Source organism: Burkholderia sp. Ap-955 (assembly GCF_011753045.1).
GTDB lineage: Bacteria > Pseudomonadota > Gammaproteobacteria > Burkholderiales > Burkholderiaceae > Burkholderia > Burkholderia lata_D.
Map to the genome: position 1 here is coordinate 24067 of NZ_VWWH01000016.1, position 22337 is coordinate 46403.

The following is a 22337-nucleotide window of genomic DNA, read 5'->3' on the forward strand; positions in this document are numbered from 1 at the left end:
AGTTGCGTATATGGTAGCCCTTTCCGCAACGTCTCGGGCAGCAAGAGGCTGGACAAGGCCGCCATACGCAGCGGCCCGGGCTGGGAGTCAGTCACCCCACGCCTTGGACGAGCGATGAACGCGCGCGTGCGGCGCCGTGTCGTTCGACGCAGTTGACGCTGCTTCATAGGCGAGAACCGCGAACGAAAATACGGCGGGCAGCGCATTCGAGCGCCCGAAGTCGATCGGATCGTCCGTTTCGGGAAACGTCATGTCCAACTGGCGTTCGAACAATTGACGCATGCCGGGCTCGTGCCGGCTGGCAAAGCCGAGATCGGCAAGTGCCTCGGCCTCGATGGCGTGCAGCAGCCGCCACGTCAGCGGGACGCGCTGGTGGATGTAGCGCCCGGCGATATGCCGGACGATCAGCTCGAGGTCGTGCGCGGCAGCCTTGAAGCTGAGCGCGGCCAAATCTTGTTCTTCTGTCATTGCAGGCTCCTGTCGACCGGGCAGGCGCCTCGGTGCGCCGGCTCCGGCCCATGCATGGCGGAATGTCCGTATACTGTACAAACATACAGTACTTTCCGCAACTGGCCTGCAATTGGCCGTTTGGCCAGCTATTCGCGCCGTCAGCGATGGATCACGATCAGCAATGCCCGCGCCTCGGTCTTGCCGGGATTGCGGATTGCGTGCGGCTCATCGGCCGGGTAGCGCGCGGTGTCGCCTACCTTCAGGCGCCGGCTGGCTGCCGCCGCTTCGATTTCCATCGCGCCCTGCAGCACGGTGAGGTGCTCGCGCGTGCCGGGCTCGTGGGCGTTCGATATCAGTGCGCCGCCGCCCGGCAGCGTCAGCTCGTACCACTCGAACTTGCCGGCGAGGTCGATCGGGCCCCATACGCGCAACTGGTAGCGGCCGTCATGGCCGGCGAGCGTCGGGATGTCGTGCGGGCCGTCTACGCGGATCGTCTCGGCTGCCTTCGGCTGCGAGAACAGTTCGTCGAGCGTGATGCCGAGCGCGTTCGTCAACCGCCACGCAACGGCGATCGTCGGGTTGGCCTTGTCGCGTTCGATCTCGGAGAGCATCGATTTCGATACGCCGGCCGCGCGCGACAGGTCGTCGAGCGTCAGCTTGCGTTCGTTGCGCAGCCGCTGGATCTGCTCGCCGACACGCGGCGGCGTTGCGGCCGGCGGTTGCGGTGCGGCGCTGGCAGGCGTGCGCCGCGAACCGGAGGAACTTGCCATTTGGATTCCGTTCGCTTAGAGTTGTTCGATATTTCGAATTCTAGTTCGGAATATCGGATAAATGCGGTCAACCGAACGACCGACTATAACAGTAGCAGGCCGTTGCGCCGCCGCCACGAGTGGCGCGTTGCGGAATGCGAAACCCTGTCAGGAGCTTTGCGATGCGTGATGCCTTTCTCGCCCAGGTGCGCGGGACGCTGGACCAGATCCGCGCGGACGGTTTTTACAAGACCGAGCGCGAGATCGCGAGTCCCCAAGCGGCGGACGTGCGGCTCGCCGGCGGTGCCGGTGTGCTCAATTTCTGCGCGAACAACTATCTGGGTCTGGCGAACGATTCGCGCCTGATCGATGCGGCGAAGGCCGGCCTCGACCAGGACGGCTTCGGCATGGCATCGGTACGCTTCATCTGCGGCACGCAAACCGTGCACAAGCAACTGGAAAGCGCGCTGGCCGCGTTTCTCGGCACCGAGGACACCATCCTCTATTCGAGCTGCTTCGACGCGAACGGCGGGCTGTTCGAGACGCTGCTCGACGAGAACGACGCGGTGATCAGCGACGAGCTGAACCACGCGAGCATCATCGACGGCGTTCGCCTCTGCAAGGCGAAGCGCTTCCGCTACAAGAACAACGACCTGGCCGACCTCGAGGCAAAGCTCAAGGAAGCCGACGCGGCGGGCGCGCGCCACAAGCTGATCGCGACCGACGGCGTATTCTCGATGGACGGCATCATCGCCGATCTCAAAGGCATCTGCGATCTCGCCGATCGTTACGGCGCGATCGTGATGGTCGACGATTCGCACGCGGTCGGCTTCATCGGCACGCACGGCCGCGGCACGCCCGAGCACTGCGGCGTCGAAGGCCGCGTCGACATCATCACGGGCACGCTCGGCAAGGCGCTCGGCGGTGCATCGGGCGGCTATGTCGCCGCGCGTCGCGAGGTCATCGAACTCCTGCGCCAGCGCTCGCGCCCGTACCTGTTCTCGAACACGCTCACGCCGAGCATCGCCGCGGCATCGCTGAAGGTGCTGGAGCTGCTTGGCAGCGACGAAGGCACGAAGCTGCGCGAGCGCGTGCGCGAAAACGGCGCGCGGTTCCGCAAGCAGATGACCGAAGCCGGCTTCACGCTCGTGCCGGGTGCGCATCCGATCATCCCGGTGATGCTCGGCGACGCGCAGCTGGCGACGAACATGGCCGACAAGCTGCTCGACGAAGGGGTCTACGTGATCGGCTTCTCGTTCCCCGTCGTGCCGCGCGGCCGCGCGCGCATCCGGACGCAGATGAGCGCCGCGCATACGCCCGAGCAGATCGACCAGACGGTCGCCGCGTTCGTGCGCGTCGGCAAGTCGCTCGGCATCATCTGACGGAGGCGCGATCATGAAAGCACTGGCAAAGCTCGAGCGCGGCCCCGGCCTTACGCTCACGCGCGTGAAGCGCCCCGAAGTCGGCCACAACGACGTGCTGATCAAGATCCGCCGCACGGCGATCTGCGGCACCGACATCCATATCTGGAAGTGGGACGACTGGGCGCAGAAGACGATTCCCGTGCCGATGCATGTCGGTCACGAGTATGTCGGCGAGATCGTCGAGATGGGGCAGGAGGTGCGCGGCTTCGCGATCGGCGATCGCGTGTCCGGCGAAGGCCACATTACGTGCGGTTTCTGCCGCAACTGTCGCGCGGGGCGCCGGCATCTGTGCCGCAACACGGTCGGCGTCGGCGTGAACCGCGAAGGCGCGTTCGCCGAGTATCTGGCGATTCCTGCGTTCAACGCCTTCAAGATTCCGCCGGAGATCTCCGACGATCTCGCATCGATCTTCGATCCGTTCGGCAACGCGACGCACACGGCCCTGTCGTTCAACCTCGTCGGCGAAGACGTGCTGATCACCGGCGCGGGTCCGATCGGCATCATGGCCGTCGCGATCGCGAAGCACGTCGGCGCGCGCAACGTCGTCATCACCGACATCAACGACTACCGGCTCGAACTCGCGCGCAAGATGGGCGCGACGCGTGCGGTCAACGTCGCGCGCGAGTCGCTGCGCGACGTGATGTCCGACCTGCACATGACCGAAGGCTTCGACGTCGGCCTCGAAATGTCGGGCGTGCCGAGCGCGTTCACGAGCATGCTCGAGGCGATGAACCACGGCGGCAAGGTCGCGCTGCTCGGCATTCCGCCCGCGCAGACGGCGATCGACTGGAACCAGGTGATCTTCAAGGGGCTCGAGATCAAGGGCATCTACGGTCGCGAGATGTTCGAGACCTGGTACAAGATGGTAGCGATGCTGCAGAGCGGCCTCGACCTGTCGCCGATCATCACGCACCGCTTTGCAGCCGACGATTACGAGAAAGGCTTCGCCGCGATGTTGTCTGGCGAAAGCGGCAAGGTGATTCTCGACTGGACGGTCTGAGTGTCGAAGGGGCGGTGCGGCGTGTTTGCCGCCTGCCCCGTCTTTGTTTTACGTCTGCGTTTTCGAGTCGAAACACGCGAAGCCGCGCTCAAGGTGAGATTATTCGGGAGCTGTGTTTGCGCGCCGAATCGCGGCACGATCGCACATCGGTGACCTGCAATCGCACGTTCACTTCACCTGTCGGCAGTCGTCCCGCTTCCCGCCATCACGCCGTTCGGCACTTGCTCCCCCTCTTCCGGGCACTTCCCTCGTGACTTGCCGCGTGATCGTTCGCTACGCACGCCATGCGGTGCCATGCCGAACCGCACCATCAACCGTGAGCCTTCACGTGTCGTTGCGACTCACTTATGCGCGAAGCGATCGACATCAATCGACATCGACCGGTGCGCAGGCCGCTACTTGATCCGTTCACCATTCAACCCTCGCGGGTCGAGCTGAAGACTCAACATGACGAGCCAGCGTTTCGGGCACTGCGGCGCGATGTCGGCCGGATCGCCGTGCGCGCCGGGAACGGTGACGAACCCGTGTTGTGCCGCGTATTGATAGGCGCGCAACGCGTCCGCCTGCAGCCAGAAGCTGACGAGCGCGCACGTGACGAAGCGGAACAGCAGCACCGTCGCGGCATCCGGCGCGAAGCCGGCCATCACCAGCAGGCTTTCGAACGCGAACGCCAGCGCTTGGGCGACCGCGATCGTGAGAATCGTCAGCTTCAACACACCGCGCAGCCGCCGCGCCGCACGCACCCGTGCCTGCCGGACGTCGAGCCGGGTGTGATCGTCGTCGCCCTCGCGCTTCGGCATATCTTGTTTCATGAAGCGGCTCCGACGTGCCGCGTGACGTCGAACTGCGCCGTATCGCCGGCAACGATGCGACCGCTCCCGACGCTGACGGATTTGCACAGGATCGTGCTGTCGTAGTTGTGTCCCGGAAAGCGCATCACGTCGACCGGTTGAAATCCTTCGCGGCGATAGAAATCGATGAGCCGGACTGCCGCGTACGGCGCGTCGAGTGCGAGGTGCGTCGCGCCGCGCGCGGCGGCCCGCCGTTGCGCGAACGCGAGCAGCGAACGGCCGATGCCGCGATCCTGCCAGACGGGATCGACGGCCAGTTGGCCGAGTGTCGCGACGTGCCGGCTGCGGTACGGATCGCAGCGGGAATCGGGATCGTGCGAACGCATCGTCATCGTCGCGACCAGGTGGGCATTGCCGAGCGCGACGAAGCACTCGCCGGTGAGCACGCGGTCGCGGGTCGCCGAGGCCGGCTGATCGACGCCCGGGCAGTTGAAGCCCAGTGCGCCGAGCGGTGCGAACGCGCGATGCAGCAGCGCGGTCAACGTGTCGTACGAATCGTTGCGCGGGTCGAAGCGCCGCACGACGACGCGGCCGTCGAGCCGCTTCGCATAAGCCGCATAGGCGCGCACGGGGCGCGCGGATTCCGGTCGCTGCATGATGTCCTTTCGCCCAGACAGGGTGACCGAAGTGTAGTGAGCGTCGCGCGTCCGCTTCAAGAAAAAATGTCGTAAACGAAGCGGCCCACGTCGCCCGTCCAGGCCGCGGTTCAGCCCTCTCGCCGACAGGGCTTTTGCATCCGGGTGTTGACGACGGAGAACGATCGTTCTACCGTAAACCCATGAACACACCTCACGACTCCTCCGCCGAACCGGGCGTTCGCGACCGGCTGCTCGATGCAGCCGAAGCGTTGATCTATTCGGGCGGTATCCATGCAACCGGCGTCGATGCGATCGTCAAGCGATCCGGCGCGGCCCGAAAGAGCTTTTATTCGCATTTCGAATCGAAAGAGGCGCTGGTCGTGGCCGCGCTCGAACGTCGCGACGAGCGCTGGATGCGCTGGTTCGTCGATGCAACGCTGGCGCGCGGCAAGGCGCCACGCATGCAGTTGCTCGGCATGTTCGACGTGCTGCGCGACTGGTTCGGGCAGCCCGACTTTCACGGCTGCGCGTTCCTGAACGCGTCGGGCGAGATTCCCGACGCGGATGACCCCGTGCGCGTCGTCGCACGCGAGCACAAGGCACGCCTGTTGGCATTCGTACGCGAGCGGTTCGATGCGTATGCCGACGAAACGGGCATCGAGCGCCGCGGGCTCGCGCGACTGGCGCGCCAATGGCTCGTGCTGATCGACGGTGCAATCGGCGTGGCACTCGTAACCGGCGATGCAAACGCTGCGCGCGACGCGCGCGCAACGGCCGAACTGCTGCTCGACGCGGTGTCCCGCTAGTCGAAGCAGCGAATCCGAACCGGCCGCGATTGTCCGCGGCCAGAACCTGAACAGGAGCAATCCATGTCCGCTTCCCCCGAAGTCCGTCCGCCCGTTCCGCCCTTCACGCTCGAAACGGCGCGCCAGAAGGTGCGCGCCGCCGAGGACGGGTGGAACACGCGCGACCCGCAGCGCGTGTCACTCGCCTATACGCCGCAAAGCCGATGGCGCAACCGTGCGGAATTCGTGACCGGCCGCGACGAGATCGTCGGGCTGCTGCAGCGCAAGTGGACGCGCGAGCTCGACTACCGGTTGATCAAGGAGCTGTGGGCGTTCGACGGCAATCGCATCGCGGTGCGCTTTGCCTACGAATGGCATGACGACGCCGGCAACTGGTTCCGTTCGTACGGCAACGAAAACTGGGAGTTCGACGAGAACGGCCTGATGGCGCATCGTCACGCGAGCATCAACGACTTGCCGATCCGCGAGCAGGATCGTCTCTATCACTGGCCGCTTGGTCGCCGTCCGGACGATCATCCGGGGCTGTCCGACCTCGGGCTGTGACGCGCACGTCGGCTCGACTCGACGGATCGACGAACGCATCACCGGGATGCAACGGTGAGGAAATCCGGGAGTCGGCGCGTCTAAGGTGAGATTTTTCGGGAGGAGGTGAAATGTCGCGTCGGACTGTGTGCAGCGAGCCGTTCGACGCGGCATCGCATCGGGCAAAGCGGATGTGCCGCACACGTTGGCATCGCGTGACGCACGTGTTTGCACGCAACGGTGTGCTTTACCTCGTGATGCATCTCACCGATCGCACAGAGCCGGCAGTGGATTGACGATCGGTGTGCACGCGCGCGATGTGCAACTCACCGATCGTGTCGACGTCGTCGGGTGGATAGCGAGAGCCGTGCGCGTTGCGGTGCGGCCTTGCTCACCACTCGACTTCACCGTGCAGGCGACGGAATTCGCACGAGTGCGCAAATGTGTTGCGTGTTGCTCACCGCACTTCGCTCACCGCTCACCGATTCACGCAGTTACTCCCCGGCGCGTGCGAACGCGCCGGGCATGATCGTCAGCCCGCGATCCGTGCGGCGATCGCCTCACCCACTTCCTGCGTCCCCGCGTTGCCGCCGAGATCGCGCGAATGCGGCCCCGTGCGCAGCACGTCCTCGATCGCGGCGACGATCGCGTCGTGCGCTTCGCGTTCGCGGCCCGCGCCGTTGCCGAGGAAGTCGAGCATCAACGCTGCCGACCAGATCATCGCGACCGGGTTCGCGACGTATTGCCCCGCGATGTCGGGCGCGGAGCCGTGAACGGGTTCGAACAGCGACGGAAACTTGCGGTCGGGATTCAGGTTCGCCGACGGCGCGATGCCGATCGTGCCCGTACAGGCCGGCCCGAGATCCGACAGGATGTCGCCGAACAGGTTCGACGCGACGACGACGTCGAAGCGGTCAGGCTGCAGTACGAAGCGCGCGCACAGGATGTCGATGTGCTGCTTGTCGACGGCGATGTCGGGATAGCGTTCGGCCATCTCGGCCGTGCGCGCGTCCCACCACGGCATGCTGATCGCGATGCCGTTGCTCTTCGTCGCGACGGTAAGGCGCTTCGCGCGCCGCTGTGCGAGGTCGAACGCGAATTTCAGCACGCGCTCGGTGCCGTGACGCGTGAAGATCGACTGCTGCATCACGATCTCGCGTTCGGTGCCTTCGAACATCGTGCCGCCGACCGACGAATATTCGCCCTCGGTGTTCTCGCGCACGATCATGAAGTCGATGTCGCCCGCGCGGCGGCCGGCGAGCGGTGACGGCACGCCGTCGAACAGGCGTGCGGGCCTCAGGTTGATGTACTGGTCGAACTCGCGGCGGAATTTCAGCAGCGAGCCCCACAGCGAAATATGATCGGGCACCGTCGCCGGCCAGCCGACCGCGCCGAACAGGATCGCGTCCATGTCCGACAGTTGCGCCTTCCAGTCGTCCGGCATCATCTTGCCGTGCTGCGCGTAGTAGTCGCAGCTCGCCCAGTCGATCTGGACGAAGTCGAAGCGGACGCCGAAGCGCGCGGTCACGGCGTCGAGTGCGCGCAGGCCCTCGGGCATCACTTCGCGGCCGATACCGTCACCGGGAATCACGGCAATCTTGTAAGTCCTGTCGGTCATGCAAATCTCCTTGGCTGGGCGGCCGGCTGCCTGGGACGGTAGCGGCGCGTTACACCATTCTATTTATTTCCATTCAGATTAAAATCGTGCGAAAGGTTAATCGACTTTCCACGAATCGTGAACAAATCGCCGAATCTGGACGACCTGCGCGTGTTCAGCCTGGTCGTCCGCCTGACCAGCTTCAGCGCGGCCGCCGAGCAGCTCGCGGTATCGCCCGCCTACGTCAGCAAGCGCATCGCGTTGCTCGAGGCGCAGCTCGGCACGCGTCTGCTGCATCGCTCGACGCGGCGCGTGACGGTCACGGAAGCCGGCGAACGCGTGTACGCGCGCGCCGAGAAGATCCTCGACGACGTCGATCATCTCGTCGAGGACGTGTCGACCACGCGCACGGTGCCGCGCGGCACGCTGCGCATTTCGAGCAGCTTCGGCTTCGGCCGGCACATCGTCGCGCCGGCGCTGCTCGACTTCACCGTGCGCTTTCCGCAGCTGAACGTGCGGCTCGATCTGTTCGACCGGCTCGTCGATGTCGCGGGCGAAGGCTACGACCTCGACGTGCGCATCGGCGACGAGATCGCCGATCACCTGATCGCGCGCCGCCTCGCCGCGAACTACCGCGTGCTGTGTGCATCGCCCGACTATCTCGCACGGCGCGGCACGCCCCGCTCGCTCGCGGATCTCGCGTCGCACGACTGTCTGGCCATCAAGGAGCGCGATCATCCGTTCGGCGTGTGGCGGCTGAACGTGCGCGGCGAAACGGCAACGGTGAAGGTCGGCGGCGCGCTGTCGACGAACCATGGCGAAGTGGCGGTGCAGTGGGCACTGGCCGGACGCGGAATCGTGTTGCGTTCGATCTGGGAAGCCGCGCCGCTGATCGAACGCGGCGCACTGTGTCGCGTGCTGCCGGACGCGATCCAGCCCGCGAACATCTGGGCCGTGTATCCGGAGCGCGTTGCGGCGTCGGCGAAAGTGCGCGTGTGCGTGGATTTTCTGGTGGAGACGCTGGCCGGCTTGAATGCCGCCGCGGGTGACGAGACGGCCTGAAACCGGCTAAAGGTGAGCTTTTACGGGGGCATGTGCGGAGCATCGACAGGCCCCCGTTTCCGGCTCGCAACCGCGTCGCGAGCCGGTAGCGTCCAACGGGCACTCACGCATCGCGGCCACGATGTACCGGGCCGGCTGACGATGGTGCCCGCACGCGACTCACGCCGCTTTCGCCACGTCTGCCGCACCGAGCATCAGGTCGAGATTCTGCACGGCCGCGCCGGATGCCCCTTTGCCGAGATTGTCGAACACGGCGGACAGCAGCACCTGGCCGTGATCGGCATTGACGAACACGCCGAGCCGCAGGTCATTGGTGCCGTTCAGCGCTTGCGGATCGAGATGCGTGATTGCTTGCGTTTCCGCGAGCGGCGTGACGTCGACGTGACGCGCGCCGGCGTAATGGTGCGCAAGACACGCATGCAGCTGCTCACCGGTCACGCCGGCAGGAAGCAGGCGCAGCTCGATCGGTACGGTGAGCACGATGCCTTGCCGATAGGCACCGTAGGCCGGCACGAACATCGGGCGATTCGTCAGACCGGCATGCAGCTGGATCTCCGGCACATGCTTGTGCGCGAGTGCGAGGCCGTAGACCTGTAGCGGTTTCGCTTGCGAAGCATCGCTCGACTCGAATGCGTCGACGGCAGCCCGTCCGCCGCCCGAGTACCCGGAGACGGCATGGATGCTCACCGGGTAGTCGCGCGGCAGCAGGCCGGCCTGTTGCAGGGGCCGCAGCAGCGCGATCGCGCCGGTCGGGTAGCAGCCCGGATTGGTCACACGTCGTGCGTACGCGATCGTCCGCGCGTGCCCGCTCGCCATCTCGGGAAAGCCGTAGACCCAATCCGGCTGCGTGCGATGGGCCGAACTCGCGTCGATCACGCGCACCGCCGGATTCCGGATGAAGCCGACCGCTTCGCGCGCGGCCGCGTCGGGCAGGCACAGGATCGCGATGTCGGCTGCGTTGATCGCTTCGGCGCGCCGCACGGGATCCTTGCGCTCGGCGTCCGGCAGCGTGACGAGCTGCAGGTCGGTACGCCCGCGCAGGCGTTCGTGGATCAGCAATCCGGTCGTGCCTTGATCGCCGTCGATGTAGACAATGGGCTGGCTCATGATGGTCGCGTTCCTTCGATTCGGTCGTCGGGAAAGCCGTATCGTCCGCCGAACACCTAGAATAGGAAAAGTTGAATTTGCTGACTGCGAAATTCAGTTTTCTTGAACGAGAGGTGAAGGATGCGAGAGATCAGCCTGGACCGCCTGCGCACGCTGGTCGCCATCGCGGACCACGGGTCCTTTGTCGCGGCGGCGCAATGGCTTCATCTCGCGCCACCGACCGTCAGCCTTCACATTGCCGAACTGGAAAGCCGGATCGGCGCGCCGTTGCTGTCCCGTACGCGTGGAAACGTGCGGCCTTCGCCCATCGGCGAAGTGCTGGTGGAACGGGCACGCCGCCTGCTGGCCGAAGTCGAATCCACGCTGGACGATGTGCAGCGGCAGGTGCAGGGGCTGTCCGGGCGCGTACGCCTCGGCGCATCGACCGGGGCGATCGCGCATTTGTTGCCGCAGGCGGTGGCCCGGTTGCGCGACGCGCATCCGGACATCGATGTCCAGATCGCGGTGCTCACGTCGCACGACACGCTGGCGCGCATTGCGCAGGGCACGCTCGATGTCGGACTGGTGGCGCTGCCGCAGACGGCGGTCGCGGGGCTGTCGATCCGCGCGTGGCGGCGCGATCCGGTGATGGCGTTTCTGCCGGCGGACTGGCCGCTTCCGGCGCGCGTCACGCCCGGCTATCTGGCTGCCCGCCCGCTGATACTCAACGATGCGACCACGCGCCTGTCGCGGCTCACGACGGAATGGTTCGCGCTCGGCGGCCACCGGCCGGAGCCGCGGATCGAACTCAACTACAACGATGCGATCAAGAGCCTGGTCGCGGCCGGTTACGGCGCGACGCTGCTGCCGCACGAGGCGGGTGCGCCGCTACCCGACGCACGCATCGTCATGCGGGCGTTGCGCCCGGCGTTGTGGCGGGAACTGGGTATCGCGCATCGGGCGGGGCCGGTCGAGCGGGCGACGCAGCACGTGCTCGATGCGTTGTGGGCGCTGAAGGCGCGCTAGCGCGTGGAATGCGCGACAGCCGGCGCGCCGGTTCGTGCCGGGCGCACGTGCGCATCGGCCGCGCGCCGTGTCAGAGCCGGTTGTCCTTCGTGAGCGTCAGCACGCGCGCCCAGCGTTGCGCATCGCGCTTGTCCATCATCGGCAGCTTCCATTCGCTGCGTACGGCGTCGCGCACGCGCACGACGAGATGCCAGCGGCCGCCGATCGGTGCGGCCTGGCAGCCGTCGAGCTGCGACAGCGTGTAGCGGCCGTCTGCGCCGTCGTGCGACAGCCACAGCAACCCCTGCGTCGCGGACACACGCAGCTCGCCCCACGCGCGGTGCACGACGTGGGTCCAGCCTTCTTCCTTCGTATTCGGTGCGATGTCGCGGCGGCGCTTGATCCACCAGGCGATCAGCGCGATCAGGATCGCGGCGGCGAGCACGGCGGCCGCGATCGCGACCGGCTGGCCGAACTGCGCGGCGATGACGTGAAACAGATGAACCGCGCCCCATCCGGCAGCGATGAGCGCGAACAGTGCAATGAAAATCGGCATGTCTGGTCGGAGAAGAGGACGGACCGGCGCATGCATCGCGCCGATCCGTCGCGCACGGCATTACCGCTTGCGGTGAATGTCGTGCGTCACGAAGCCCGCGTCGTTGTTGGGCAGCGCGAGGCCGTCCTTGACTGCGAGCGTCTTGCGGATGTCGTCGAGACCCGCGGACCAGTGGTCGCGCATCGTCGACAGACCGAACTGATAGTCCTTGTAGTGATGCTCGTACGCCTTCTGCTGGTAGATCAGGTGCTGGATGTTGTACTTCTTGCTGCACGACATCGCATCGGCCTCGACGCACCATGGATCCGCCTTGCGCTGCTCGTCCGGCACCTGGTCGAGCACGTGGCGCAGCACGTTGCGGTAGCGCTGTTCGCGCTGCAGCGTGTCGGTGACGAAACGCGTGCGGCTCGAATACTGCACGTCCTTCGTGCGCTCGGCGACGTCGGCCATCGTGCGCGGCAGCGGCCCGCGCGCGCTCCACAGATCGACCTGGAACGCGAGCGTGTCGCGGCGCGGCCGTGCGCGGAGCACTTCCATCAGCGGCGTATTCGACACCACCCCGCCGTCCCAGTAGTACTCGCCGTCGATCTCGACCGGCGGGAACGCGGGCGGCAGCGCGCCGGACGCCATGAAGTGCTCGGGCGCGAGACGGATGCGCGAGTTGTCGAAGTACACGAAGTTGCCGGTGCCGACGTTGACCGCGCCGACCGACACGCGCGTTTCGCCCGAATTGATCCGGTCGAAATCGCACAGCTTCAGCAGCGTCGCGCGCAGTTGCGACGTGTCGTACCAGCTGATCTTCTCCGGATGATCCGACACGCCCGGCAGCGGCGGCGGGAAGCGCGGCACGAAGAAGCCCTGCTGGCCCTGCATCATCGCGCTCGCGGCCTGCGACGCGGTGAAGAACGTGCGGACCTGGTCGATGCTGTTGAACAGCGCGAACTCGAATGCGGCCGGAATCGTCGGGAAGAACGCCGGCTTGCAGATCGTTTCCCAGAACTCGCGCAGCCGCTCGACTCGATGCTCGGGCGCATTGCCCGCGATCAGCGCCGTGTTGAGCGCGCCGATCGAGATGCCCGCGATCCAGTCGAGCGGGATGCCCGCCTCGTGCAGCCCTTCGAACACGCCGGCCTGGTACGCGCCGAGCGCGCCGCCGCCTTGCAGCACGAGCGCGATCGTCTCGTACGGCAGCGTGCGCGCGGCGGCCGGTGCGCCGGCCTCGTGATGCAGGTCCGCCGCATCGACGGCCTGCTTTTCGGTGCGGGCGTGCGGCTTCATTGCATGAACCAGCCGTGGCTGACGATGAACGACTGGCCCGTGAGCGCGGCGCTCGGGAAGGCCGACAGGAACAGCACCGTCTGCGCGACGTCCTGAACGGTCGTGAACACGCCGTCGACCGTATTGCCGAGCATCACCTTCTTCACCACTTCCTCTTCGCTGATCCCGAGCTCCTTCGCCTGCTCCGGAATCTGCTTGTCGACCAGCGGCGTGCGCACGAAGCCCGGACACACGACGTGCGAACGCACGTTGTGCTTCGCGCCTTCCTTCGCCAGCACGCGCGCCAGGCCGAGCAGGCCGTGCTTGGCCGTCACGTACGCCGACTTCAGCGGTGACGCTTCGTGCGAGTGCACCGAACCCATGTAGATCACGACACCGCCGCGATCGTCCTTGTACATGTGCTTGAGGGCGGCCTTGGTCGTCAGGAACGCGCCGTCGACGTGGATCGCCTGCATCTTCTTCCAGTCGGAGAACGCGTAGTTCTCGATCGGATTGACGATCTGGATGCCCGCGTTCGACACGAGGATGTCGACCGAGCCGAACGTTTCGGCCACCTTGTCGATACCGCTGTTCACGGCTTCCTCGTTCGTCACGTCCATCGCGACGCCGATCGCCTTGCCGCCCGCCTTGACGATCTCGTCGGCGACCGCGTTCGCGCCGTCCTGGTTCAGGTCGGCGATCGCGACCGCCGCGCCCGCTTTCGCGAGCTCGAGTGCGATTTCTTTGCCGATGCCGCTCGCGGCGCCCGTGACGACTGCGGTCTTGCCATTCAGGTTGCTCATGTTCGAATTCCCGTGGTGAAAGGATTGACAGGGAGAAAGGACTGCGGACGTGTTACTGAGCCAGGTAATCGTAGACGACTTCGCCGAGGCCCAGTGTCAAATCTGCGACCAGGTGGCGGGCCTCGACGATTTCGAGCACGGGCAGGTCGGCCACGGGCGCGAGCGCATGCGGCGCCAGCTCGAGCGATGCGGGACCCGTCCACGCGCCCTTCATCTTGATGTCCTGCATGTAGTAGCGCACCAGTTCGCAGACGCGCGCGGTGCCGTCGACGTGCGGGATGATCTTCAGCAGGAAATTGGGGCCGGCGAGACGCTTGGTCTGCTCGTCGATGTCGAGTTCCTTGTGCTTGTAGCCCATCGTGCCGGTGGCGACGCGCACCTTGCCGTAGTCGAGCGTGCCGAGGAGGTGGTCGGTGTTCACGTGCAGCGTGGGCGACGCGAGCTTCTTCGGGAAGCCCCACAGTTCGCGGCCGCCGGCGATCGGCGGGTGATCGTCGAGATACATCGCGAGCGTATAGCCGCCCGGCTGGCCGTTGTATTCGACGGGAATCACCTGACCGCTTTCGGTGTAGTCGCCGAAGCCGGTCGAATCGGCCATGCGGATGAATTCGTAATGCACGAGCGGCTCGGTGACCTGCAGCGGCTCGGGGACGATTTCGCGGAGACGGTCCGGATCGGTGCGGTACGTGATGATCAGGAACTCACGATCGACGAAACGGTAAGGGCCCATCGGGAAGGCGGGGCTGGTCAACGGCATCGCAAACGCTTTCGATCGGACATCGCTGGGTTTCATGCGGACTCCTTGTTGTTGATCGCTTCGTGGATGAGTGCTCGTAAGCTCGTAATCCTATGCCTGTGCGTTACCGTTGTGCGATGCCGCATTTGGAATTAATTGTTGCCGATTTCGCAGCATTCGCCGCGTAAATATTGAGATGAATGACGTAAACGGTCTGGATGGCACCCGGCGCCCCGATGTTTGCACACGTCGATGACGCCGCGATGTGAAAAAGGTGAGCCTTTACGGGATGCTGGGTGAGGCTTTCCGGGAGACGGTCGTGCGGGAATGTGACAATTGTGTGAACTTGTGTTGCAGGGCAGGCTCTAAGTGCGTTCGCCGCGACGGGCTTCGTCGAGCGCGTTCGTCTCATTAAGCATCGCTTAAGCGGGTGCGCCTTAGCATCGTTCGTATCAGGCCGGGCAACCGGCCGATTTTTTACGCCCCACGCAACCGGATTCATGCATACCCTCAATCTCACCCTCTTTTCCGCCATCAACGCCGGGGTTGCGCCGCAGCCGGGCGTTGCCCGCCTCGCCATCTTCGCCGCCGACTGGCTCGTCTATGCGTTGCCCGCGATGCTGCTGCTGACCTGGATCTTCGGCGCGCGTCCGACGCGGCGCCAGGCGATCGAAGCCGGCGTCGGCGTGTGCGTGGCGCTCGCGCTCGCGCAGGTCATCGGACATTTCTGGTTCTCGCCGCGCCCGTTCATGGCGGGCGTCGGCACGCAGCTGATTCCGCACGCGCCGGACAGCTCGTTTCCGAGCGATCACATGACGTTCGCGTGGAGCATGGCGGTCGGGTTGATGCTCGGCGGCACGACCCGCTTCACCGGGTTCGTGATGGTCGCGATGGCCGCGGCGATTGCATGGGGACGTATCTATGCGGGCGTGCACTGGCCGTTCGACATGGCAGGCGGCGTGCTGGTCGGCACGGCCGGCGCGCTGGCCGCGCACCTGTACGGGCAACGCGTGATCGCGCTGCTCGAACGGCTCGGCGATTCGGTGCATGCCGTCGTGATGGGCCGACGGCAAGCGCCGTAAGCGGCAGGAGAAAGGGCCGGACGTCGTCAGCCGGGTGTCTTGGCCGATTCGGCCGATGCGGACGGGCCATCGCCCGCATCGTGCAGTTCAGGGGTATCGGCCGGGTGTTGCGCGGCGTCGCGGTCGAGTGCGCTTTCCTTCAGGATCGCGCACATCGCGACGAACAGCGCGAGTACCACCGCGGCAAGGCCGCAATAGCCGGCGATCTTAAGGTTGCGAAGGAACGGCGAAGCGTGGCTTTCTTTTGTCATGACCGGGCGCTCCTGGGCGGGCTGCGGCGGCTGTCGCCCGACAGCGGCGTCGCACCCACAGATATATACCAGTCGCGATTGCGGTGCCAAGCCCGCTGGTGCGCCGACGCCACGATTGTGTCATCGGCCGGTCAATCTCGATCGGGTACCCGTTTGCCGGGCACCCCCATCCATCAGTCTTCCAGCGTTTCGTGCACGGCCGCCGCGCCGCGCTTCCAGTAGGCCGCCGCACGGATGCGCGACTTGTCGACGCCGCGCTCGCCGGTCAGGTGCTGGCGTACCGCGCGCATCGACAGCGCTTCGCCTGCCGCCCACACGTAGCCGTCGCCGGACGGCGGCAGCGGCAGGTCGCGCACGGCGTTCAACAGCGCGTCGCCGTCCGCCGCGTCGGCTTCGGCGCGGAAGCGCCAGATTTCATGCACGTCGGCGGGCGTGTCGAACGCGATCTGCGCGGTGCGATCCGCGACTTCCATCACGACGGCTACACGCGCGCCGGCCGGCAATTCCTCGAGACGCCGCGCGACCGCCGGCAGCGCCGTATCGTCGCCGATCAGCAGGTGCCAGTCGAAACCGGTCGGGACGACGAACGAACCGCGCGGGCCGCCGATGCCGAGCCATTGGCCGATACGTGCCTGGGCGGCCCACTGCGACGCGGGACCCGGGTGGTTCAGCACGAATTCCAGGTCGAGTTCGCCGGCGGCGCGGTCGAAGCGGCGCGGCGTGAAGTCGCGCGCGACCGGCTTAGGTTCGCCTTCCGGAAACTCGGGACCGTTGGCGCCGAGCGTCGGCAGCACGGGCCGTTCAGCGCCGGGCGGCGGGAAAAATACCTTCACGTGATCGTCGAACGACGCGGATTCGAAATCCGCGAGATCGGGGCCGCCGAGCGTGACGCGCAGCAGGTGCGGCGTCACGGCGTGCACGCGCAGGACTTGCAGCAAGCGGAACTTCAGGGTGTGGCGCACGCGGGTCACGGTGCGGTCGGATGTGTTCTGCATCAATCCGTTCTCCTTAGGGTTTGAAGGGGCGGCGCGGATTACGCGCCGGACCCGCCTTCGATTTCAGCCGTCGCGCGGCGCATGATGGCGGCGATGCGGCGCTGTTCGTCGGCGTCGGCGGCGCTCTTGTGCAGCAGCGCGCGCTTGAGGGCGAGGCGTGCCTCGACGAACTCCGGCAGCCAGCCTGCTTGCGCTTCGTCCGGCGTTTCGTTGCCCGCCGATTCTCCGGCGAACGCGCGGCGCATGAACTCCATCTTGCGCGCGAGGTGCGTGAGGCGTGCGAACAGCGTGTCGACGCGTTCGCGCTGCGCGTCGAGATGCGCGCGGCCGGCGTCGGTCAGCGCATAGCGCTTGCGGTTGCCTTCCGCCTGCGATGCGACGAAGCCGACTTCTTCGAGATACGTGAGCGCCGGATACACCATGCCGGGGCTCGGGCTGTAGAAGCCATTCGAACGCGTGTCGAGCGCCTTGATCAGCTCGTAGCCGTGGCTCGGTTGCTCGGCGACCAGCGCGAGCAACAGCAGCTGGAGATCGTCGGAGCTGAACTGGCGGCCGCGCGGCATGCCGTCGTCGCCGAAATCGCCAAAGCCGCCGCGCCCGCCACGGCCACCGAACGGGCCGCCACCGAACGGATCGTGGCCGCGACGATGGCGGCCGATCGCGTACCAGAGACCGGCGAACCAGTCAGGGCGGGCATGCGCACCATGTCCGTCGCATCGGGCATGGCCGCGGGAAGGGTTGTGTCGCATGATCGAGTCCTATATGTCGTAAAACATATCTAAAGATATATATCGAAAGATAGGTCGTCAAGGGGATTTATTGGGGGCTGGATGGTGGGGTGAGGAGGGCCGCTTGCGGCGGAGGTTGCCGTCGATGTGCGTCATCTGGCTCGCGGGCGAGTCGGCCACGATGATCGGACGGTCGATGCCTTGCCGGCTTCTGCAGCCTTCGCCAGCCGTTGATCGTGGTGCAGTGGCGTGCCGGCATGTATCCGCGTGCCGGCGACACCGCGAGACATTGGCTGCGACGGAGCTGAGCTTCGCAGTAATTCACGTAATGCGATCTACTAAAACACCGGTGGGCATTATTTAAATCGTTTGAACTATTTAATTTATTTTCTTTTGATCAAACAAAATTTCCGCGCCGGCAAAGGTGTTTAAATGCACCCCGTCATTCAATGTGTTTCTGCTTGACGCAAGCCTGTATTGGATCACGAGGCGATGAAGATTTTCGACCCTTTATATTTGAAGTGAGGCTTCGTTGAGAATGTAAAGCATTGCAATATCAAAGCGGGATTTGAGCATTTCGATTGCGACGCATGATTTTGTTTGGCAGGATTTTCATCAGGTTGCTCGGTTTTAAAACAACAAAATGACCGGCTATTCAATCAGTCGAAATAACACACGCCGGATGAGCAACGATTCGAAAGGAAGCTGACGGAGAAACTGGTAACGAGGCGGCGAACGGTCGACACCGTTCGCGATCATTGAATCAGTCGCTTTCCGGGCGTCGACGCGTTACTCGAGCGATCCGGGCGAAGCCGATACGGGGCAGTCATGGCGATACTCAAGAACGATTCTTCCGGGCAAGCGTGCCTGCTCCGCGCGTATCACGTGTTCGGCCGCGATGCCGCGCGCTGCGATACGGTCATCCGCGACGCGTCGGTGTCCCGGGTCCATGCCCATATCCGCTGGGTCGGCGGGCAATGGGAGCTCCACGATCACAGCAGCAACGGCACGTCGGTATCGGGCGTGCCGTTGCGCGACGGCGAGCACGCGGTGCTGCAGCGAGGCGACGTGATCCGGTTCGGCAGGGCGGGTGTCGCGCCCTGGCGCGTCGATGCGCTCGACGATCCGGCCGATACGCTGTGGCCGGTACGGGGCGCCGTGCATCCGATCGTGCTCACACCGCGCCAGATCCTGGCTGCCCACGCCGCGCAGCCGGTCACGATCGTCCGTTCGCCGGCCGGCGATTGGCTGTGCGACGACACGTTGCCGCCGCGCGCGCTCCATGACGGCGATGAAGTGTCGACGGGCGACGTCACGTGGCGCGTGGCGCTCGTGCGCCACGGCTCGACGATGACGCTGCGCGCGCCTGCCGATCCGGCCGCACCGGCCCGATTGCTCGAATTCCTCGTCAGCCGGGACGAAGAGCACGCGCGTGCGCTGCTGCATGTTCGCGGCGGCGTGGTCGATCTCGGCGAGCGCGCGCATCACTACAGTCTCGTCACGCTCGCCCGCGCCCGCTCGGCCGACATGCAGGCCGGCTATGACACGGCCACGCAAGGCTGGATCGAACTCGACCGGCTGGCGCGCATGCTCGGTATCGATACGTCCCATCTCAACGTGCAGATTCATCGCGCCCGGAGCCAGTTCGCGGCGCTGCCGGGGCTGGACGCGAGTCAACTGGTCGAGCGGCGGCGCGGCAGCGTCCGCTTCGGCGATTTCCCGTTCCGCGTCATGCGCGGCGAGCGACTCGAATGCCAGTCGGTGCCGGGCGTCGAGCCGCGCATCGGCATGCATCGTCCGGTGCCGGATCAGGTCGTCCATTGCTCGTGAACGCGCAAGAACGACAGTCCGGGTTGCCGACCGCGACACGCGCACGTGTCGTGCCTCATGCGCGAGAATCGCAGCGGCCCGCCGCGCCTTTCGCGACGTTGGCCGGCAAGCGGCATTACCGGCTCGGTGCGTTGCTCGGCGAAGGCGGCAGTGGCGTGGTGTTTCGCGCGACCTGCGGCGAGACGGGGCAAGACGTCGCGATCAAGCTGATGCGGGACGATGTCGCGCGGACCGAAGCCGAGCGCGACCGCCAGCGCATGTGCTTCCGGCACGAGACGAGCCTGTGCGAGGCGCTGCGGCACCCGAACATCGTGGCGCTGCTGGACAAGGGGGAAGCGCCCGACGGGCGGCTGTTCGCCGTATTCGAACGCGTGCAGGGCCAGACCCTGCACGACTGGCTTGCAACACAGGGGCCGCTGTCGGCCGTCGACACCGGACGGCTGATGACGGACGTGCTCGATGCGCTCGCGGCTGCACATCGCCGCGGCATCGTGCACCGGGACCTGAAGCCGCAAAACATCGTGCTCGCGATGGCCGAAGATGGGCCGCACGCGAAGCTCCTCGATTTCGGGATCGGCGCGCTGTTGCCCGGCGCGACCGATATCGCGCCCCAGGCGGCGACGCTCGCGGCCGACGTGATCGGCTCGCCGTCATACTGCGCGCCCGAGCAATTGCGCAACGAACCGCCGACGCCCGGAAGCGACCTGTATGCGTGGGGCCTGGTCGTGATCGAATGCCTGACGGGCGAAGTCGTGATGCAGGGCGCGAGCGTGGCCGACATTCTTTATCAGCAACTCAGCCCGGTGGATGTCGCGCTTCCCCCGTCGATCGCGTCGCATCCGCTCGGCTCGGTACTGCGGCACGCGTTGGGCAAGAATCCGGCGCAGCGTGCCGCCTCGGCCGACGAACTCGCGGCGCAGTTTCGCGCGCTCAATTTCGCCGCGCTCGTCGGCCCGTTCGATGCCGGCCGCGCAAGCCGGCGCACACGGCCGCATCCGTTCGCGCCGCGCAGCGATGCGGTCGCAACGGCGGGCGAATACCGGCAGGTCACCACGCTGTGCTGTTGCGTGACGATCGCCGGAGACGGCCGGCAACGCCATGCGGGAACCGATCACGGCGCCCTGCTCGACCGCTACGAGGCGCAATGGCTGACGAAGTGCGCCGATATCGCCGTCGGCTATGGCGCGCAGGTCGACGAGCGGCTCGGCGATACGCTGCTGTTCCATTTCGGCCTGCAAGGCGATCTCGACTGGCCCGCGCGCCGCGCGGCGCGTGCGGCACTCGACATGGTGCGGGTGGCCGGGCACGCGCGGTTGCCGGTACCGGCCGACGCCCGCGATGCCGTCGGCGGCGAAGGCTGGCATGTCGAAGTGGCCGCTGCGATTCACGTCGGGCAGGTTCTCGCGCATGCGGCGCAGAGGGCGGGCGGATCGACGCCGGCCGCCGCGTCACGGCTGTTGCGGCTGGCCGGGCCCGGGCAGATCCTGATCAGCGACGATGCGCGGTTCGCGCTCGAACGGCATGCCGACTTCCGGCCGACCGGGTTGCGGCTGGCGCGGGCAGGCCTCGCGCCGCAGCCGGTGCATGAACTGCTCGGCGAGCGTCGGTCCGACACACCATTCGATTCGCTCGACGGCGGCATGCGGGCGCCGATGATCGGCCGTACGCGTGAACTCGATGCGCTGCTGCGCGCGTGGCAGGCGACGCACGCACACCATCGTCGTGCGATACGCAGCGTGCCGAGGCTCGTCGTCGGCGATGCAGGAATCGGCAAGTCGCGCCTCGTACACGGGCTGTGCGAGGCAGTGCGGACACAGGGCCACGCGTTCGCGCATTGCGGGTGCCTGCCGGAGCGGGAGAATCATGCGCTGTTTCCGATCCTGCGGTTCATCGCCGCGCATTGGCAACTCGATGCCGACAGTCCGGCCGACATCACGCACGCGGCGATCGACGCGATGCTCGCGGCGCTCGAATGCGACCGTGCGGCGGCCCGTGTCGCGCTCGCGACCTGGCTGGGGCTGCCCTGCGATGCGAAGGCCGTGAGGTGGCCGAGCGCGCGCGAACTGGACGCGCTGTTCGATGTGCTCGAGCAATTGATCGTGTCGCTCGGCAATGGCGCGCCGGTGTTGCTCGTCGTCGAAGATGTCCAGTGGATCGACCGCTCGACCGAGGATTTTCTGGCGTACCTGCAGCGCTCGCCGCGCGCGGCGGCGCTCTGCATCGTGCTCACGTCGCGACCCGCCAGGCTCGCGCGCTGGCGTGGCGCCACCGAACGCCTGGTACTGCGCCGCCTGCCGCGCGACGACGCGCGGCGCCTGATGTCGGCGCACCTGGGCCAGGGCGCGCTCGATCCGGCCTGGCTCGACCTACTCGTCCATCGTACGGCGGGTATTCCGCTGTTCATCGAGGCCGTTGCACGCGAGCTGACGATGAGCGGCGCGGACGGCTCGCTCGCGGGGCTGCGGACGATGGACCCGTGCCCGCTTCCGCTCAGTCTCGGCGGAATGCTCGGTCACGCGCTCGACCGGATCGACGACGCGCGCGACACCGCGCAGCTCGCCGCGACGATCGGGCTCGAGGTGGATGCGCAACTGCTGGCCGCGGCCTCGCCGCATGATCGCGTCACGCTCGACGCGCACCTGCAGCTGTTGCTCGAAGAGCGGATCATGTACGCGCAACATCGGCGCGATCGCGTGTTTTATTCGTTCCGCCATGCGTTGATCCGCGACGCGGCGTACGCGTCGATGCCGCCGGCCGTGCGGCGCGCCAACCATGCGCGAGTCAACCGCGCGCTGGCCGCGCAAGCGGATCGCGGCGCTGGTGCGCAAGCGAACGGCGTCGACGGACACTTCGCGCGCACGTGCATGTGAATCCTGCATTCGATGCATGGATGTCCCAGCGGCGCCGCAACCCGCGTCCTGCAGTGGGCCAGATAGGCCGATCCGGCTTTCAGCGCCGGATCGGCCTTC

At 66.2% G+C, this 22337-nt stretch carries 21 protein-coding genes and 1 pseudogene; 9 read left to right on the top strand and 13 right to left on the bottom strand.

Going from position 1 to position 22337, the window contains the following annotated elements; all coding sequences use genetic code 11:
* Positions 1 to 87: 87 nt before the first annotated feature.
* Both F3J15_RS11980 and F3J15_RS11985 read right to left on the bottom strand, forming a co-directional pair.
* The gene (locus tag F3J15_RS11980) at positions 88 to 468 is read right to left on the bottom strand and encodes a DUF2471 family protein (RefSeq protein WP_166891115.1); all 381 of its coding nucleotides are present in this window, start codon (positions 466 to 468) and stop codon (positions 88 to 90) included.
* 140 nt (positions 469 to 608) lie between these two features.
* Positions 609 to 1220, bottom strand: coding sequence for an XRE family transcriptional regulator (locus F3J15_RS11985; protein WP_069250357.1), 612 nt, complete (start codon positions 1218 to 1220; stop codon positions 609 to 611).
* 161 nt (positions 1221 to 1381) lie between these two features.
* On the opposite strand from F3J15_RS11985, the gene F3J15_RS11990 reads away from it, so the two are divergent.
* Entirely contained in the window at positions 1382 to 2581 is a 1200-nt protein-coding gene (locus F3J15_RS11990; RefSeq protein ID WP_166891118.1) for a glycine C-acetyltransferase, read from the top strand.
* Between the two features lie 13 nt (positions 2582 to 2594).
* The gene (gene tdh / locus F3J15_RS11995; RefSeq protein ID WP_063550911.1) at positions 2595 to 3623 is read left to right on the top strand and encodes an L-threonine 3-dehydrogenase; all 1029 of its coding nucleotides are present in this window, start codon (positions 2595 to 2597) and stop codon (positions 3621 to 3623) included.
* 395 nt (positions 3624 to 4018) lie between these two features.
* On the opposite strand, the gene F3J15_RS12000 is transcribed toward tdh, so the two are convergent.
* On the bottom strand, positions 4019 to 4435 hold the full coding sequence (locus F3J15_RS12000) for a hypothetical protein (protein ID WP_166891121.1): 417 nt from the start codon (positions 4433 to 4435) through the stop codon (positions 4019 to 4021).
* Positions 4432 to 5070: a GNAT family N-acetyltransferase gene (locus tag F3J15_RS12005; RefSeq protein WP_166891124.1), complete on the bottom strand. Its 639-nt coding sequence runs from the start codon at positions 5068 to 5070 to the stop codon at positions 4432 to 4434. The genes F3J15_RS12000 and F3J15_RS12005 overlap by 4 nt, the downstream gene beginning before the upstream one ends.
* A 182-nt stretch (positions 5071 to 5252) precedes the next feature.
* Here F3J15_RS12005 and F3J15_RS12010 point away from each other — a divergent pair, with 182 nt between their 5' ends.
* Together F3J15_RS12010 and F3J15_RS12015 are read left to right on the top strand one after the other, a co-directional pair.
* Positions 5253 to 5858: a TetR/AcrR family transcriptional regulator gene (locus tag F3J15_RS12010; RefSeq protein WP_166891127.1), complete on the top strand. Its 606-nt coding sequence runs from the start codon at positions 5253 to 5255 to the stop codon at positions 5856 to 5858.
* 63 nt (positions 5859 to 5921) lie between these two features.
* Positions 5922 to 6401: a nuclear transport factor 2 family protein gene (locus F3J15_RS12015; RefSeq protein ID WP_069250362.1), complete on the top strand. Its 480-nt coding sequence runs from the start codon at positions 5922 to 5924 to the stop codon at positions 6399 to 6401.
* Positions 6402 to 6912: 511 nt separating this feature from the next.
* Here the strand turns inward: F3J15_RS12015 and F3J15_RS12020 are convergent.
* Positions 6913 to 7998 (bottom strand): tartrate dehydrogenase, encoded by a 1086-nt coding sequence (locus F3J15_RS12020; protein WP_166891128.1) that lies wholly within the window; start codon positions 7996 to 7998, stop codon positions 6913 to 6915.
* Positions 7999 to 8115: 117 nt separating this feature from the next.
* Here F3J15_RS12020 and F3J15_RS12025 point away from each other — a divergent pair, with 117 nt between their 5' ends.
* A complete protein-coding gene (locus F3J15_RS12025; protein WP_046548825.1) occupies positions 8116 to 9039 on the top strand; it encodes a LysR substrate-binding domain-containing protein in 924 nt (307 codons plus the stop codon).
* A gap of 159 nt (positions 9040 to 9198) precedes the next feature.
* Here the strand turns inward: F3J15_RS12025 and argC are convergent, their stop codons facing one another.
* On the bottom strand, positions 9199 to 10146 hold the full coding sequence (gene argC, locus F3J15_RS12030) for an N-acetyl-gamma-glutamyl-phosphate reductase (RefSeq protein ID WP_166891131.1): 948 nt from the start codon (positions 10144 to 10146) through the stop codon (positions 9199 to 9201).
* Positions 10147 to 10266: 120 nt separating this feature from the next.
* Between argC and F3J15_RS12035 the strand changes: the two genes are divergently transcribed.
* Positions 10267 to 11151 carry a LysR family transcriptional regulator gene (locus F3J15_RS12035; protein WP_089443708.1) on the top strand — a complete coding sequence of 295 codons (885 nt, stop codon included), beginning with the start codon at positions 10267 to 10269 and terminating at the stop codon, positions 11149 to 11151.
* A gap of 70 nt (positions 11152 to 11221) precedes the next feature.
* Here F3J15_RS12035 and F3J15_RS12040 read toward each other — a convergent pair whose 3' ends face one another.
* The 4 genes from F3J15_RS12040 to F3J15_RS12055 are packed head-to-tail and all read right to left on the bottom strand — an operon-like array spanning position 11222 to position 14539.
* Positions 11222 to 11686, bottom strand: a complete 465-nt coding sequence (locus F3J15_RS12040; RefSeq protein ID WP_166891133.1) for a hypothetical protein — start codon at positions 11684 to 11686, stop codon at positions 11222 to 11224.
* Positions 11687 to 11746: 60 nt separating this feature from the next.
* Positions 11747 to 12964, bottom strand: a complete 1218-nt coding sequence (locus tag F3J15_RS12045) for a patatin-like phospholipase family protein (RefSeq protein ID WP_166891136.1) — start codon at positions 12962 to 12964, stop codon at positions 11747 to 11749.
* On the bottom strand, positions 12961 to 13746 hold the full coding sequence (locus F3J15_RS12050) for a 3-hydroxybutyrate dehydrogenase (protein ID WP_166891139.1): 786 nt from the start codon (positions 13744 to 13746) through the stop codon (positions 12961 to 12963). The genes F3J15_RS12045 and F3J15_RS12050 overlap by 4 nt, the downstream gene beginning before the upstream one ends.
* Before the next feature lie 52 nt (positions 13747 to 13798).
* Positions 13799 to 14539: an acetoacetate decarboxylase gene (locus F3J15_RS12055; protein ID WP_059238261.1), complete on the bottom strand. Its 741-nt coding sequence runs from the start codon at positions 14537 to 14539 to the stop codon at positions 13799 to 13801.
* Positions 14540 to 14982: 443 nt separating this feature from the next.
* On the opposite strand from F3J15_RS12055, the gene F3J15_RS12060 reads away from it, so the two are divergent.
* A complete protein-coding gene (locus tag F3J15_RS12060) occupies positions 14983 to 15564 on the top strand; it encodes an undecaprenyl-diphosphatase (RefSeq protein ID WP_166891142.1) in 582 nt (193 codons plus the stop codon).
* Positions 15565 to 15590: 26 nt separating this feature from the next.
* On the opposite strand, the gene F3J15_RS12065 is transcribed toward F3J15_RS12060, so the two are convergent.
* The 3 genes from F3J15_RS12065 to F3J15_RS12075 all read right to left on the bottom strand — a co-directional run bounded on the left by F3J15_RS12065 (position 15591) and on the right by F3J15_RS12075 (position 17559).
* A complete protein-coding gene (locus F3J15_RS12065) occupies positions 15591 to 15815 on the bottom strand; it encodes a hypothetical protein (protein WP_166891145.1) in 225 nt (74 codons plus the stop codon).
* A gap of 173 nt (positions 15816 to 15988) precedes the next feature.
* Positions 15989 to 16810 (bottom strand): siderophore-interacting protein, encoded by an 822-nt coding sequence (locus tag F3J15_RS12070; protein ID WP_166891148.1) that lies wholly within the window; start codon positions 16808 to 16810, stop codon positions 15989 to 15991.
* Positions 16811 to 16848: 38 nt separating this feature from the next.
* Positions 16849 to 17559 carry a PadR family transcriptional regulator gene (locus tag F3J15_RS12075; protein WP_166891151.1) on the bottom strand — a complete coding sequence of 237 codons (711 nt, stop codon included), beginning with the start codon at positions 17557 to 17559 and terminating at the stop codon, positions 16849 to 16851.
* 807 nt (positions 17560 to 18366) lie between these two features.
* Here F3J15_RS12075 and F3J15_RS12080 point away from each other — a divergent pair.
* Together F3J15_RS12080 and F3J15_RS12085 are read left to right on the top strand one after the other, a co-directional pair.
* Positions 18367 to 19368: an FHA domain-containing protein gene (locus F3J15_RS12080; RefSeq protein WP_166891154.1), complete on the top strand. Its 1002-nt coding sequence runs from the start codon at positions 18367 to 18369 to the stop codon at positions 19366 to 19368.
* A pseudogene (locus F3J15_RS12085) lies at positions 19365 to 22226 on the top strand (TOMM system kinase/cyclase fusion protein); the annotation flags it as partial. The gene F3J15_RS12080 and the pseudogene F3J15_RS12085, both read left to right, overlap by 4 nt.
* Between the last annotated feature and the right edge of the window lie 111 nt (positions 22227 to 22337).

Excerpts from the sequence above, each read along its gene's own strand:
- F3J15_RS12040 (WP_166891133.1), bottom strand. The coding sequence starts at position 11,686 with ATGCCGATTTTCATTGCACTGTTCGCGCTCATCGCTGCCGGATGGGGC.
- F3J15_RS12060 (WP_166891142.1), top strand. The coding sequence starts at position 14,983 with ATGCATACCCTCAATCTCACCCTCTTTTCCGCCATCAACGCCGGGGTT.
- F3J15_RS12080 (WP_166891154.1), top strand. The coding sequence starts at position 18,367 with ATGGCGATACTCAAGAACGATTCTTCCGGGCAAGCGTGCCTGCTCCGC.
- F3J15_RS12015 (WP_069250362.1), top strand. The coding sequence starts at position 5,922 with ATGTCCGCTTCCCCCGAAGTCCGTCCGCCCGTTCCGCCCTTCACGCTC.
- F3J15_RS12035 (WP_089443708.1), top strand. The coding sequence starts at position 10,267 with ATGCGAGAGATCAGCCTGGACCGCCTGCGCACGCTGGTCGCCATCGCG.
- F3J15_RS12075 (WP_166891151.1), bottom strand. The coding sequence starts at position 17,559 with ATGCGACACAACCCTTCCCGCGGCCATGCCCGATGCGACGGACATGGT.
- F3J15_RS12020 (WP_166891128.1), bottom strand. The coding sequence starts at position 7,998 with ATGACCGACAGGACTTACAAGATTGCCGTGATTCCCGGTGACGGTATC.
- F3J15_RS12010 (WP_166891127.1), top strand. The coding sequence starts at position 5,253 with ATGAACACACCTCACGACTCCTCCGCCGAACCGGGCGTTCGCGACCGG.
- F3J15_RS12005 (WP_166891124.1), bottom strand. The coding sequence starts at position 5,070 with ATGCAGCGACCGGAATCCGCGCGCCCCGTGCGCGCCTATGCGGCTTAT.
- argC (WP_166891131.1), bottom strand. The coding sequence starts at position 10,146 with ATGAGCCAGCCCATTGTCTACATCGACGGCGATCAAGGCACGACCGGA.
- F3J15_RS11990 (WP_166891118.1), top strand. The coding sequence starts at position 1,382 with ATGCGTGATGCCTTTCTCGCCCAGGTGCGCGGGACGCTGGACCAGATC.
- tdh (WP_063550911.1), top strand. The coding sequence starts at position 2,595 with ATGAAAGCACTGGCAAAGCTCGAGCGCGGCCCCGGCCTTACGCTCACG.
- F3J15_RS12050 (WP_166891139.1), bottom strand. The coding sequence starts at position 13,746 with ATGAGCAACCTGAATGGCAAGACCGCAGTCGTCACGGGCGCCGCGAGC.
- F3J15_RS11980 (WP_166891115.1), bottom strand. The coding sequence starts at position 468 with ATGACAGAAGAACAAGATTTGGCCGCGCTCAGCTTCAAGGCTGCCGCG.
- F3J15_RS12045 (WP_166891136.1), bottom strand. The coding sequence starts at position 12,964 with ATGAAGCCGCACGCCCGCACCGAAAAGCAGGCCGTCGATGCGGCGGAC.
- F3J15_RS12065 (WP_166891145.1), bottom strand. The coding sequence starts at position 15,815 with ATGACAAAAGAAAGCCACGCTTCGCCGTTCCTTCGCAACCTTAAGATC.
- F3J15_RS12070 (WP_166891148.1), bottom strand. The coding sequence starts at position 16,810 with ATGCAGAACACATCCGACCGCACCGTGACCCGCGTGCGCCACACCCTG.
- F3J15_RS11985 (WP_069250357.1), bottom strand. The coding sequence starts at position 1,220 with ATGGCAAGTTCCTCCGGTTCGCGGCGCACGCCTGCCAGCGCCGCACCG.
- F3J15_RS12055 (WP_059238261.1), bottom strand. The coding sequence starts at position 14,539 with ATGAAACCCAGCGATGTCCGATCGAAAGCGTTTGCGATGCCGTTGACC.
- F3J15_RS12000 (WP_166891121.1), bottom strand. The coding sequence starts at position 4,435 with ATGAAACAAGATATGCCGAAGCGCGAGGGCGACGACGATCACACCCGG.